Below are 12,801 nucleotides of genomic sequence, written 5' to 3'. Positions count from 1 at the left end.
CATCAAATTAATGGCGTCAGAAGTAGAGGTATTCACAGTGTCGGCCGTTCTCTCACTGTTACAAAGCCGTTTGTTGCGCCCGGTATTCGTTACCCTTGGTATCGCCCTTTTGGTGCAAGTGCTGGTGGCCGTCGCCCTGACACGGAGCACCGTCACGGCGCTGGAAGCCGATCTGGCCGTGCGCCTAGGTGCCGACAGCCAGAAACTCTCTGGTGAACTAGAGCAGGCCGGACGTGAAGTCACGTCGAGCCTGGACAACCTTTCCAGCAGCACCCGCCAGCGCTTGACCGCCGGTTTGTCCACGCGTCTGAAGGATGAGCAGGCACAGCTGCGTGCGACTCTGGAAAAAGACCTCAAGGACTCGGCCAATGACATGGCGCAACTGCTCGCCTCCGTTGCGCCGCGCGCGATGTGGGACAGCGACGTGCCGACCCTCTCCGAGTTCGCTCGTCGTGCCCAGCGCAATCCCAATGTGCTGTTTGTGGTGTACGACGATGCCACCGGCCAGCACCTGACCCGTTATCTCAACCGCGAAAACCCGATCAACAAGGCCTTGCTGGAAAAAGGCCAAGGCGAGCGTGCGCTGGATAAAGTGCTGGATGCGGCGAAAAACGACCCATCCGTTTACTACCTTGAAGCCTCGATCAATCCCAACGGCGTGGAAATCGGCAAGGTGCTGATGGGTGTTTCCACGGCGTCAGTGGAAACCGATCTGGCCGCGCTGGACAAACGTTTCTCGGCGCTGATCGCCAGCAGCGATCAACTGGTCGGCGACAGTCTTCAAGGTGCCGCCGCCGATAGCGCAAAAGCCATGCAGGCGCGTCTGCAATCGGCGCAATCCACCGCTGCTGAAATGAAAGCCAATACCGCCAGCACCGTGCAAGAAGCAGCGGCGACGCTGCGCTGGAGAATCGGTCTGGGCCTGGCGCTGGTCGGCTGCGGCGTGCTGCTGTTGCTGGCCGTGGTGTTGGGCCATCGCGTGGTCAATCGCCTGAAGATGCTCAATGCCGCGATGGATGATCTGGCAGCGGGCGAGGGCGATCTGACCAAGCGTGTGCAGATCAACAGCAAAGACGAAATCGGCGACATGGCCTCGGCGGTCAATCGCTTTGTCGATAAGTTGCAGCCGATCGTGCGCGAGGCGGGCGATGTCGCCCAGCGTACCGGCGTGGAAATCGGCGCGATGACTCTACGCAATGCCGGAGCTGATGCAGCGGCCGGGATGCAGCGTGATGAAGTGGCGGAGAGTCTGCGCGCACTGTCGCAAATGGCCGACGAGGCACAGTCTGAAAGCCATGCGATGCAGGCGGCGTTGAAGCAGGTGGTGGATATTCGTCAGGCCACTGATGAGAACACGCGCACATCGGCCAAGGTCGGCGGCTTGATTGAGGCGTTGGCGGGACAGGTCGACACCGGAGCGAAGGTCATTCAGCGACTGGCGCAGCAGAGTGAACAGATTGAAGTGGTGCTGACGGTGATCCACGGGATCGCCGAGCAGACCAATTTGCTGGCACTGAACGCGGCAATTGAAGCAGCGCGCGCGGGTGAAACCGGGCGTGGGTTCGCGGTAGTGGCGGATGAGGTGCGTGCGTTGGCGAGCAAGACGCAAAGCTCTACCGGCGATATTCAGGCGCACATTGTTGCTTTGCAGCAGGGTGCGCGTGAGGCGGTCGAGGCGATTGGCCAGGCTGGGCGTCAGGCTAGCGAAGGCTTGCTGGTGTTGCGCGACAGTGCGCGCTTGCAGCAATCGGTGCAGGCCTCGGTTGAGCAGGTGCATGCGGCGATTGGTCTGGCGACGCAGGCAGCGGCGCATCAGGCGCAGGGTGCGCAAGCGGTGCGTGGGCGGGTCGAGACGATTCATGCGCAGGCCGAGAAAGCGGCGCAGGCAGTGGTGGAAACCACGGCGAGTGGCAAGGTGTTGGATGGTTTGGCGGCGCAGTTGAAGGCGAGTCTGGGGCAGTTCAGGGCTTAGGATCAAAAGATCGCAGCCTGCGGCAGCTCCTACATTAATCTCCTGTAGGAGCTGCCGCAGGCTGCGATCTTTTAGCGGCTCAGATACATCCGGGTCGTCAGCAGATACACCGGCAAGCCGGACACCAAAATCAACAACGCCGCATAAGGCGCCGCCGCCGCAAACTCGACATTCGCGGTATGCGCCCAGACCTCAGTCGCTAGCGTGTTAAGCCCGGTCGGACTCAGCAGCAGCGTCGCCGTCAATTCCTTCATCGCATCGAGAAACACCAGCGCAAACGCCGCGCCCAATGCCGGGAAAATAATCGGCAACGTCACCCGGCAAAACGCCGTGAAAGACGAAGCGCCCAGCGTCCGTGCCGCCTCTTCAAGCTGCGGCGCAGCCTTGTTCAGTGCAGTACGAATCGGTGCCTGCGCCAGCGGCAGAAACAGCAGTGCATAAGCGATCAGCAACAACCCCGAAGTCTGGTACAGCGCCGGCACGTAATGCAGGGCGAAATACACCAGCGTCAGCGCAATCACCAAGCCCGGCAACGCGTGTAAGAGATATGGCAGGCGTTCGGCCCAGATCGCCAGTTGGCCCTTGTAACGCACCACTAACAACCCGACCGGCACCGCCAGTACCAGGCACAGCGCCGCGCCACCGAGCGACAGTGCCAGTGACGACAGCAATGCTTCAGTAATCGCCGCCACCGGAAACGCTGCCGACGAACCGACCGCGAGCCAGTAGGCCAGCATGCCCAGTGGAATCCCGCTGCCGACAATCGCCAGCATCAGGCAATACAACTGACCGACCGTGGCCCATGGCCCCAGCCGAACCTGCTCAGCCTGACGCGCCGCGCCTTGCCCGGTGCGCACATGCCGGCCTTTGCCACGCACGCGCAGTTCCAGCCACAACAGCAACAGACACAGCGCCAGCAGCACCGCAGAAAGCATCGCTGCGTTGGCGTTACTGAATTCCAGCTCGAACTGTTGATAGATCGCGGTAGTGAACGTTTGCAGGCCGATGATCGACAGCGCGCCGAACTCCACCAGCATGTGCAAGGCAATCAGCAGCGAACCGGCCAGTAGCGACGGCCAGAGCAGCGGCAGGGTGACGCGGAAAAACACCCCCCAGCGATTCTGCCCGAGGGTGCGCGCGGATTCTTCAAGGGAGGGATCGAGATTGCGCAGGGTTGCCGCTACCGGCAGAAAGATCAGCGGATACTTCGACAGGCTCATCACCAGAATCGCCCCGCCGAGCCCTTCGAACTGCGCACTCAAGGAGACCCAGGTGAAGCTGCTGACAAACGCCGGCACCGCGAACGGCAGGCACAGAATCACGCCCCACAGGCGCCGCCCCGGCAGATTGCTGCGTTCCAGCAGCCACGCCAGCGACAGGCCGATCACGCCGCAGGTAATCGTCACGCCGACCATCAATGCCAGCGTATTGCGCAGCAGGCCGAACACATACGGGCGCCACAGCAAGTGCAGCGCCTCGGCCCAACCGGCCTGCCAGGCTTTCAGTCCGACGTAGGCGAGCGGCAAAAGGCTGAGCACCACCAGCAGCAACACTGGCAGCACCAGCCAGATCGACGGCCGCTTACGCTTTGGTACGTAACCCCCGCGCGCGGCGGGGGCGGATAACGATGCGGCCATCAGTTCAAGCCAACTTCACGTTCCAGTTCCAGCGCTTCTTCGGCATTGCCCAGATCGGCCGGCGTTACGTTCGGCGCTTCCAGCTCGCTGAACGGCTTGAGCCCGCGATCCGATTCCATGCCTTTGTGCAGCGGGTATTCGGCAGTGGTCTGAGTGATCACGCGCTGACCTTCTTCGCTGGCCATGTAGGCAAGGAATTGTTGAGCTTCTTTGGGATGCTTGCTGGATTTCAGCACGGCAGCACTGGACACGGTGATCAAGCCGCCGACGTCGCCGCCGGTGAAGTAATGCAGTTTCGAGTCGAGTTGGCCTTTCTCGCGCTGCAGGGCGAACCAGTAGTAGTTGTTCACCAGTACGGTGGCGACTTCGCCGTTTTCCACAGCTTTCAGGGCAACCATGTTGTTGCTGTAGGTTTTGCCGAATGCGCGCAGGCCAGTCAGCCATTCTTCGGCAGCGTCACGACCGTGCAGCTTGATGATCGCTACGGCTTGTTCCTGGAACGCGCCGCTGGTTGGTACGAAACCGACTTTGCCTTGCCACTTCGGATCGGAGAATTCCATCACCGATTTCGGCAGGTCTTTTTCATCGACCAGTTTCGGGTTGTAGGCAACCACGCGAACGCGCGCTGTGACGCCGATCCAGGTGCCGTTGCCGGCTACATATTTTTCCGGGAGCACAGCCAAAGTGGCGTCATCGGTTTTCGCCAGCAGGCCGAGTTCGCCGAGATTGTTCAGCGGCGGCGATTCTTCGGTGTAGATCACGTCGGCGGGGGAGCGGTCGCCTTCTTCGATGACCTGGCTGGCGAGCTGGTTGCTGCTGCCTTTGCGGACATTGACGTGAATGCCGGTCTTGGCTTCGAAGGCTTTGGCGATCGCGTCGCCGACTTCCTTGTGCTGGCCGTTATAGAGAGTCAGGGAAACCGCATCGGCAGCCTGGGTGAGGGGAGTGGCGAGCGCCAGGCCGAGAAGGGTGAAGGTCAGGCCTCGGCGCAGGGTATTTCGAAACGTCATTCGCAGGGTTCCTCACTGTCGCATTGCAAAAACTTGCAACAATGATAAACGATATTGTTTCTCAAGTGCGCCTTGCGAGAGGCCGCCAGCTCTGATACGACGTCTTCGTTGAACCGTAGGAGCTGCCGAAGGCTGCGATCTTTTGATCTTGCTCTTTGGAAAAACAAGATCAAAAGATCGCAGCCTTCGGCAGCTCCTACATGGAGATATCAAGATTTCGGGAAGCCAGAAACGCAAAAACCCGCTTTCGCGGGTTTTTGTGAAATCCAAGGCCGTAACCTTGAATTTGAATTGGTGCCCAGAAGAAGACTCGAACTTCCACGACCTTGCGGTCACCAGCACCTGAAGCTGGCGTGTCTACCAATTTCACCATCTGGGCAATCATCGCTAGCGTTGCCGCTGTTGATGTGGCGCACTATACGGAGCGCTTTTTGATCTGTAAACCCCTGATTTAATTTTAATAAATCGGTTTTAACAAAAGCGTTCCTTAGAATGCAAAAAACCCGCTTTCGCGGGTTTTTGTGTGAGTCTTGAAACTGATCTAGTCTCAAACTCTAAATTGGTGCCCAGAAGAAGACTCGAACTTCCACGACCTTGCGGTCACCAGCACCTGAAGCTGGCGTGTCTACCAATTTCACCATCTGGGCAGTATCGGCAACGCTGTGCGTCGTCGATGGCGCGCACTATACGGAGCGTCTTTTTAACTGTAAACCCCTCTCAGCAAAAAACATGATTTTTTTTACCGGCGGTGGTCAAAACGGCTTTCAAGCAACGCTACAGCCCCGGATACGCGCCTTATAGAAGCGGAAATTTCCCGTTTCATGGCGCCTATGCCAAACTAACCCGCATATAGACAAGGTGAAAACTCTCTAATGGCCGATTGGCAGTCCCTCGATCCCGAGGCCGCTCGTGAAGCGGAAAAATATGAAAACCCTATTCCTAGTCGCGAACTGATCCTGGCGCATCTCGCCGATCGGGGTTCGCCTGCTGCCCGCGAGCAACTGGTCGAAGAGTTTGGTCTGACCACAGAAGACCAGATCGAAGCCCTGCGCCGCCGCCTGCGCGCCATGGAGCGCGACGCTCAACTGATCTACACCCGCCGCGGCACGTACGCGCCGGTCGACAAGCTCGACCTGATCCTCGGTCGCATCAGCGGTCACCGTGACGGTTTCGGCTTCCTGGTGCCGGACGACGGCAGCGACGACTTGTTCATGAGCCCGGCGCAAATGCGTCTGGTGTTCGACGGTGACCGTGCGCTGGCCCGTGTTTCCGGTCTTGACCGTCGCGGTCGCCGCGAAGGCGTGATCGTCGAAGTGGTTTCGCGTGCTCACGAAACCATCGTCGGTCGCTACTTCGAAGAAGGCGGCATCGGTTTCGTCGTTGCCGACAATCCGAAGATCCAGCAAGAAGTGCTGGTCACGCCGGGCCGTAACGCCAACGCGCAGATCGGTCAGTTCGTCGAGGTGAAAATCACCCACTGGCCAACGCCGCGCTTTCAGCCGCAAGGCGATGTGGTCGAAGTGGTCGGCAACTACATGGCGCCGGGCATGGAAATCGATGTTGCCCTGCGCACTTACGACATTCCGCACGTCTGGCCCGAAGCCGTACTGAAAGAAGCCGCCAAGCTCAAGCCGGAAGTCGAAGAGAAAGACAAAGAGAAGCGCGTTGACCTGCGCCATCTGCCGTTCGTCACCATCGACGGCGAAGATGCCCGCGACTTCGACGATGCGGTTTATTGCGAAGCCAAACCGGGCAAGCTGCGCCTGTTCTCCGGCGGCTGGAAGTTGTACGTGGCGATTGCCGACGTTTCCAGCTACGTGAAAATCGGTTCGGCGCTGGACAACGAAGCGCAAGTGCGCGGCAACTCGGTGTACTTCCCCGAGCGTGTTGTGCCGATGCTGCCTGAGCAACTGTCCAACGGCCTCTGCTCGCTGAACCCGCACGTCGATCGTCTGGCCATGGTTTGCGAGATGACCATCTCCAAGTCCGGCGAAATGACCGACTACTGCTTCTATGAGGCGGTGATCCATTCCCACGCTCGCCTGACTTACAACAAAGTCAGCGCGATGCTGGAAACGCCGAAAGTCACCGAGGCGCGTCAGCTTCGCGGTGAGTACAACGACGTTCTGCCGCACCTCAAGCAGCTTTATGCGCTGTACAAGGTTCTGCTGGCGGCTCGTCACGTACGTGGCGCGATCGATTTCGAAACGCAGGAAACCCGAATCATCTTCGGTACCGAGCGCAAGATTGCCGAAATCCGTCCGACCACCCGTAACGATGCGCACAAGCTGATCGAAGAATGCATGCTGGCGGCCAACGTGGCCACCGCCGAATTCCTCAAGAAGCACGAAATTCCTGCGCTGTACCGCGTCCACGACGGCCCGCCACCGGAGCGTCTGGAAAAACTACGCGCCTTCCTCGGCGAGCTCGGTCTGTCCCTGCATAAGGGCAAGGACGGCCCGTCGCCGAAGGACTACCAGGCATTGCTGGCGAGCATCAAGGATCGTCCGGATTTCCACCTGATCCAGACTGTAATGCTGCGTTCGCTGAGCCAAGCGGTGTACAGCGCTGACAATCAGGGCCACTTCGGCCTGAATTACGAAGCCTATACCCACTTCACTTCGCCGATCCGTCGTTACCCGGATTTGCTCACGCACCGCGCAATCCGCAGCGTGATCCATTCGAAACAGGACACCCCGCACGTTCGCCGTGCCGGTGCGATGACCATTCCGAAAGCGCGTATCTATCCGTACGACGAAGCGGCGCTGGAGCAACTCGGCGAGCAATGCTCGATGAGCGAGCGCCGTGCCGACGAAGCGACCCGCGACGTGGTGAACTGGCTCAAGTGCGAGTTCATGAAGGATCGCGTGGGCGAGTCGTTCCCTGGCGTGATCACTGCCGTGACCGGTTTTGGTCTGTTCGTCGAACTGACTGATATCTACGTCGAAGGCCTGGTGCACGTCACCGCGCTGCCGGGCGATTACTACCACTTCGATCCTGTGCATCACCGCTTGGCGGGCGAGCGCACCGGTCGTAGCTTCCGTCTCGGCGATACCGTTGAAGTGCGCGTCATGCGCGTTGACCTCGACGAGCGCAAGATCGACTTCGAGATGGCCGAAAAAACCATCAGCGCGCCGATCGGTCGCAAAAAGCGTGGTGCTGAAACTGCCGCGCCAGCCGCGAAAGAAAAAGCCGAAGCGGCTCCTGCAAAAACCGCAGGTCGCCGTCCAGCGAAAGAGAAAGCTCCCGAAGCCTATCGTCCAAGCGACGCTGTGGCGAAAAACGCCGAGCTGCGTAAAAGCCGTGAAATGAAGAAGGCTCTGCTTTCCGACGCCAAAAACGGTGGTAAAGCGGCGCCTGGGGGAAAGACCGGGCGGTCGGCGCCTGAAAAGGCCTCCGGCGGCAAGCCAGCAAAACCGAGCAAACATCGTAAAGGCCCGCCAAAAGCGGGTTCTGCTCCAGCCAAAAGTGGCGGGGCACGTAAACCGAAGGCGAAGTCATGAGTCAGTTGGAAAAAATCTACGGCGTTCACGCGGTAGAAGCGTTGCTGCGTCACCACCCGAAGCGCGTCAAGCAGATCTGGCTGGCTGAAAGCCGCAACGATCCGCGCGTGCAGACGCTGGTTGAGCTGGCCAACGAGAATCGTGTCCAGGTTGGTCAGGCCGAGCGCCGCGAAATGGACGCTTGGGTTGAAGGCGTTCACCAAGGCGTGGTCGCGGAAGTCAGCCCGAGCCAGGTCTGGGGCGAAGCGATGCTCGACGAGCTGCTCGATCGCACTGACGGCGCACCGTTGCTGCTGGTGCTTGACGGCGTGACCGATCCGCACAACCTCGGCGCCTGCCTGCGTTCGGCCGATGCGGCCGGTGCGCTGGCGGTGATCGTGCCGAAAGACAAGTCGGCAACCCTGACACCGGTCGTGCGTAAAGTGGCCTGCGGCGCGGCGGAAGTGATTCCGTTGGTGGCCGTGACCAACCTTGCGCGCACCCTGGAAAAGCTTCAGCAGCGCGGTCTGTGGGTTGTCGGCACAGCAGGCGAAGCTGAAGTCAGCATCTACGACCAGGATCTGACGGGCCCGACCATTCTGATCATGGGCGCCGAAGGCAAAGGCATGCGTCGCCTGACCCGCGAACACTGCGACTATCTGGTGAAGCTGCCGATGGCCGGTAGCGTCAGCAGCCTCAACGTCTCGGTTGCGACGGGCGTCTGCCTGTTCGAAGCCCAGCGTCAGCGCGGCGTAAAAGCCAAGCCTGCTGCCAAGAAATAAGCCCCCTGTAGGAGCTGCCGCAGGCTGCGATCTTTTGATCTTGTCTTTAAAAACAAAATCAAAAGATCGCAGCCTTCGGCAGCTCCTGCAGGTGTTCATTGGTGATTGTTCAAATAATCACCAATTGCCTTGCACCTCTTCTGTCCCTTCTCTACAATTGCGCCCCTTGCTGTGACGGCAGGCACGCATGTGCCCCGCGCCAGCAAGTCCATAAGTGTCATTCACTCCTTGTCTGACCGTTTTTGAGCGGCAGGCTACAACCCGTAAGGAGCATTCATGCGTCATTACGAAATCATCTTTTTGGTCCACCCGGATCAAAGCGAGCAAGTCGGCGGCATGGTTGAGCGTTACACCAAGCTGATCGAAGAAGACGGCGGCAAAATCCACCGTCTGGAAGATTGGGGCCGTCGTCAACTGGCCTACGCAATCAACAATGTTCACAAGGCTCACTACGTGATGCTGAACGTTGAGTGCACTGGCAAGGCCCTGGCCGAGCTGGAAGACAACTTCCGCTACAACGATGCAGTGATCCGTAACCTGGTCATCCGTCGCGAAGAAGCCGTTACCGGCCAATCCGAGATGCTCAAGGCTGAAGAAAACCGCAGTGAGCGCCGTGAGCGTCGCGACCGTCCTGAGCACGAAGGCGCTGAAAGCGCTGATAGTGATGACAGCGACAACAGCGATAACGCTGACGAGTAATCCACGGACCTTTTAAGGAGCCTATCAAATGGCACGTTTCTTCCGTCGTCGTAAATTCTGCCGCTTCACCGCTGAAGACGTGAAGGAGATCGATTACAAAGATCTCAACACTCTGAAAGCCTACGTATCCGAGACCGGCAAAATCGTTCCAAGCCGCATCACCGGTACCAAAGCTCGTTATCAGCGTCAGCTGGCCACCGCTATCAAGCGCGCCCGCTTCCTGGCCCTGCTGGCCTACACCGACAGCCACGGCCGCTGAGACCGGGCAGTCGACAAGTAGCAAAGGATTGAATGCATGCGTGCCTTAGCTGAGTTCATCATGCGCGGCCGCATGCAGGCCACTCTCGTAGTGGCCGGATGTGCAACATTGCCGTTGTTGTATTGGTTGGGTGCCGCCGCCGGGAGCCTTGTGCTGCTGCGGCGCGGATTGACAGACGCCCTCGGTGTTCTGTTGCTGGGACTGCTGCCGGCCTTGGTCTGGTGGTTGTATGCCGATGATCCACGGGCACTTCTGGTGCTGCTGGGGTCTTCGGGGCTTGCGTTGATTTTGCGCGCAAGTGAGTCCTGGGTTCGTACGCTGCTGGCCAGCGTGGCAATAGGAGTGGTGTTTTCGGTGGTGCTCGGGGCGGCGTTTGCTGCCCAGATCGAGATGCTCGCGCAGGCCCTTATCAAGGTAATGCCCGCGCTTCTCGGTGAGACCTACAAGCAATTGTCGGTCGATGAGCAAGCGCGTTTCGCGTCCCTGATTGCACCAGTCCTGACCGGACTGATTGCGGCGTTGTTGCAGATCGTCAGCGTGCTGAGCCTGATTGTCGGGCGTCATTGGCAGGCGTTGTTGTACAACCCGGGTGGTTTTGGTCGCGAGTTTCGCGCCATACGGATCCCGCTGGGGCCGGCGATGTTACTGCTGGCGTTGATGCTTCTGGGCCCGAATCTCGGTGCACAGATGGCCATGTTGACGCCGTTGTGCAGTGTACCGCTGGTGTTCGCCGGACTTGCCTTGATTCACGGGCTGGTTGGGCAGAAGCGACTGGCCGGTTTCTGGCTGGTGGGGTTGTACGTCACGCTGTTGCTGTTCATGCAGCTGATCTATCCGTTGCTCGTGGTTTTGGCCATTGTCGACAGCCTGATTGATTTTCGCGGTCGTCACGTGTCGAAAGACACCGACAGCGCGAACGGTGAAGGTTAAAAGTTAGAGGATTTTCACATGCAACTGATCCTTCTGGAAAAAGTCACCAACCTGGGCAACCTGGGTGACAAAGTAAACGTTAAGGCCGGTTACGGTCGTAACTACCTGCTGCCTTACGGCAAAGCTACCGCCGCGACCCCAGCGAACATCGCTGCGTTCGAAGAGCGTCGTGCCGAGCTGGAAAAAGCTGCTGCAGACCGTAAAGCATCGGCTGAAAGCCGTGCTGCCCAACTGGCCGAGCTGGAAGTGACCATCACTGCCACCGCTGGCGACGAAGGCAAGCTGTTCGGTTCGATCGGTACTCACGACATCGCTGACGCACTGACCGCCTCCGGCGTTGAAGTGCAGAAGAGCGAAGTTCGTCTGCCGAACGGCACCATCCGCAACGTAGGTGAATTCGACGTGGCTGTGCACCTGCACGCCGAAGTTGAAGCCACCGTACGCGTTGTCGTGGTAGCAGCTTAAGCAACACCTGATCGGCTGGCGGCTTGCCCGTCAGACGGTTAACATCGGGCACGATCCTGTTTACAGGTCGTGCCCTTTGTCTTTCTGCAATTCCTGATTTTCAACCAAACTCAAGTGGCCATGAACGATATCTCCGCTCCCGAGCAATACGATCTGCAAACCGCTGCCCTGAAGGTGCCGCCGCATTCCATCGAAGCCGAACAGGCTGTCCTCGGTGGTCTGATGCTGGACAACAACGCCTGGGAACGCGTGCTCGATCAAGTCTCCGACGGTGATTTCTATCGACATGACCACCGCCTGATCTTCCGTGCGATCGCCAAGCTGGCCGATCAGAACTCGCCGATCGACGTCGTGACCCTTGCCGAGCAATTGGACAAGGAAGGTCAGACCTCGCAGGTGGGCGGCCTCGGTTACCTCGGCGAACTGGCGAAAAACACACCGTCCGTCGCCAACATCAAGGCGTATGCGCAGATCGTCCGCCAGCGTGCGACGTTGCGCCAACTGATCGGCATCAGCACCGAGATCGCCGACAGCGCCTTCAATCCGGAAGGGCGCACCGCCGAGGAAATCCTCGACGAAGCCGAGCGTCAGATCTTTGCAATTGCCGAGGCCCGGCCGAAAACCGGTGGCCCGGTAGGCGTGAACGATTTGCTGACCAAGGCAATCGACCGCATCGACACACTGTTCAACACCGACAACGCGATTACCGGCCTGTCCACCGGCTACACCGACCTCGACGAGAAGACCAGCGGCCTGCAGCCGGCTGACTTGATCATCGTCGCCGGTCGTCCGTCGATGGGTAAAACCACCTTCGCGATGAACCTGGTGGAAAACGCCGTACTGCGCAGCGACAAGGCCGTGCTGGTGTACTCCCTCGAGATGCCAGGCGAATCGCTGGTCATGCGTATGCTCTCGTCGCTGGGCCGCATCGACCAGACCAAGGTGCGTTCCGGTCAGCTAGAAGATGACGACTGGCCGCGACTGACCTCGGCGGTCAACCTGCTCAATGACCGCAAGCTGTTCATCGACGACACCGCCGGTATCAGCCCGTCGGAAATGCGTGCGCGAACCCGGCGTCTGGCGCGTGAGCACGGTGACATCGGTCTGATCATGATCGACTACCTGCAATTGATGCAGATTCCGGGTTCCGGCGGCGACAACCGCACCAACGAGATTTCTGAAATCTCGCGTTCCTTGAAAGCCCTGGCCAAAGAATTCAACTGCCCGGTGGTGGCGCTGTCGCAGCTCAACCGTTCCCTCGAGCAGCGGCCGAACAAACGCCCGATCAACTCCGACCTCCGGGAATCCGGAGCAATCGAGCAGGATGCTGACGTGATCATGTTCGTGTACCGCGACGAGGTGTATCACCCGGAGACCGAGCATAAAGGCATCGCCGAAATCATTATCGGCAAGCAGCGGAACGGGCCAATCGGCTTTATCCGCCTGGCGTTTATCGGTAAGTACACCCGTTTCGAAAACCTTGCGCCGGGCAGCTATAACTTCGACGACGACGAGTAATCTTCGTCGCCTGATCTGGCCTCTTCGCGAGCAGGCTCGCTCCCACA

General features: G+C 59.3%; 10 protein-coding genes and 2 tRNA genes. 8 read left to right on the top strand and 4 right to left on the bottom strand.

The genetic code is table 11. The features are described 5' to 3' along the window. Window positions 1–37 precede the first annotated feature (37 nt). Window positions 38–1,972, top strand: a complete 1,935-nt coding sequence (locus ACP3TY_RS22740; protein WP_159815251.1) for a methyl-accepting chemotaxis protein — start codon at window positions 38–40, stop codon at window positions 1,970–1,972. A gap of 71 nt (window positions 1,973–2,043) precedes the next feature. Here the strand turns inward: ACP3TY_RS22740 and ACP3TY_RS22735 are convergent, their stop codons facing one another. The 4 genes from ACP3TY_RS22735 to ACP3TY_RS22720 form a co-directional block, all read right to left on the bottom strand. After that, window positions 2,044–3,609 carry an ABC transporter permease gene (locus tag ACP3TY_RS22735; protein ID WP_426618540.1) on the bottom strand — a complete coding sequence of 522 codons (1,566 nt, stop codon included), beginning with the start codon at window positions 3,607–3,609 and terminating at the stop codon, window positions 2,044–2,046. After that, window positions 3,609–4,619 (bottom strand): extracellular solute-binding protein, encoded by a 1,011-nt coding sequence (locus ACP3TY_RS22730; RefSeq protein WP_282356812.1) that lies wholly within the window; start codon window positions 4,617–4,619, stop codon window positions 3,609–3,611. Before ACP3TY_RS22730 ends, ACP3TY_RS22735 begins: the two co-directional genes overlap by 1 nt. A gap of 292 nt (window positions 4,620–4,911) precedes the next feature. Next, a tRNA-Leu gene (locus ACP3TY_RS22725) sits at window positions 4,912–4,998 on the bottom strand. Between the two features lie 181 nt (window positions 4,999–5,179). Further along, a tRNA-Leu gene (locus ACP3TY_RS22720) sits at window positions 5,180–5,266 on the bottom strand. Window positions 5,267–5,491: 225 nt separating this feature from the next. Between ACP3TY_RS22720 and rnr the strand changes: the two genes are divergently transcribed. From rnr to dnaB, 7 genes are all read left to right on the top strand, one after another. Further along, entirely contained in the window at window positions 5,492–8,122 is a 2,631-nt protein-coding gene (gene rnr / locus ACP3TY_RS22715) for a ribonuclease R (RefSeq protein WP_426618539.1), read from the top strand. Then, a complete protein-coding gene (gene rlmB, locus ACP3TY_RS22710) occupies window positions 8,119–8,883 on the top strand; it encodes a 23S rRNA (guanosine(2251)-2'-O)-methyltransferase RlmB (RefSeq protein ID WP_008078316.1) in 765 nt (254 codons plus the stop codon). Before rnr ends, rlmB begins: the two co-directional genes overlap by 4 nt. Before the next feature lie 276 nt (window positions 8,884–9,159). After that, window positions 9,160–9,582 carry a 30S ribosomal protein S6 gene (gene rpsF, locus ACP3TY_RS22705; protein WP_003217491.1) on the top strand — a complete coding sequence of 141 codons (423 nt, stop codon included), beginning with the start codon at window positions 9,160–9,162 and terminating at the stop codon, window positions 9,580–9,582. Between the two features lie 28 nt (window positions 9,583–9,610). Next, entirely contained in the window at window positions 9,611–9,841 is a 231-nt protein-coding gene (gene rpsR / locus ACP3TY_RS22700; protein WP_002551829.1) for a 30S ribosomal protein S18, read from the top strand. Between the two features lie 36 nt (window positions 9,842–9,877). Then, entirely contained in the window at window positions 9,878–10,771 is an 894-nt protein-coding gene (locus tag ACP3TY_RS22695; RefSeq protein WP_212544907.1) for a hypothetical protein, read from the top strand. Between the two features lie 18 nt (window positions 10,772–10,789). Beyond that, window positions 10,790–11,236, top strand: coding sequence for a 50S ribosomal protein L9 (gene rplI / locus ACP3TY_RS22690; RefSeq protein WP_042557398.1), 447 nt, complete (start codon window positions 10,790–10,792; stop codon window positions 11,234–11,236). A gap of 120 nt (window positions 11,237–11,356) precedes the next feature. Further along, complete coding sequence (gene dnaB, locus ACP3TY_RS22685) at window positions 11,357–12,754, top strand: replicative DNA helicase (RefSeq protein ID WP_053116810.1); 1,398 nt, start codon at window positions 11,357–11,359, stop codon at window positions 12,752–12,754. The last annotated feature ends 47 nt before the right edge of the window (window positions 12,755–12,801 follow it).

The sequence above is a fragment of the Pseudomonas rustica genome (assembly GCF_049959085.1).
Taxonomy (GTDB): domain Bacteria; phylum Pseudomonadota; class Gammaproteobacteria; order Pseudomonadales; family Pseudomonadaceae; genus Aquipseudomonas; species Aquipseudomonas rustica.
This window is presented reverse-complemented; position numbering and strand designations above follow the sequence as displayed.

Coding starts and splice junctions, on each gene's coding strand:
- ACP3TY_RS22735 (WP_426618540.1), bottom strand. CDS start 3,609: ATGGCCGCATCGTTATCCGCCCCCGCCGCGCGCGGGGGTTACGTACCA.
- ACP3TY_RS22730 (WP_282356812.1), bottom strand. CDS start 4,619: ATGACGTTTCGAAATACCCTGCGCCGAGGCCTGACCTTCACCCTTCTC.
- rnr (WP_426618539.1), top strand. CDS start 5,492: ATGGCCGATTGGCAGTCCCTCGATCCCGAGGCCGCTCGTGAAGCGGAA.
- rlmB (WP_008078316.1), top strand. CDS start 8,119: ATGAGTCAGTTGGAAAAAATCTACGGCGTTCACGCGGTAGAAGCGTTG.
- rpsF (WP_003217491.1), top strand. CDS start 9,160: ATGCGTCATTACGAAATCATCTTTTTGGTCCACCCGGATCAAAGCGAG.
- rpsR (WP_002551829.1), top strand. CDS start 9,611: ATGGCACGTTTCTTCCGTCGTCGTAAATTCTGCCGCTTCACCGCTGAA.
- ACP3TY_RS22695 (WP_212544907.1), top strand. CDS start 9,878: ATGCGTGCCTTAGCTGAGTTCATCATGCGCGGCCGCATGCAGGCCACT.
- rplI (WP_042557398.1), top strand. CDS start 10,790: ATGCAACTGATCCTTCTGGAAAAAGTCACCAACCTGGGCAACCTGGGT.
- dnaB (WP_053116810.1), top strand. CDS start 11,357: ATGAACGATATCTCCGCTCCCGAGCAATACGATCTGCAAACCGCTGCC.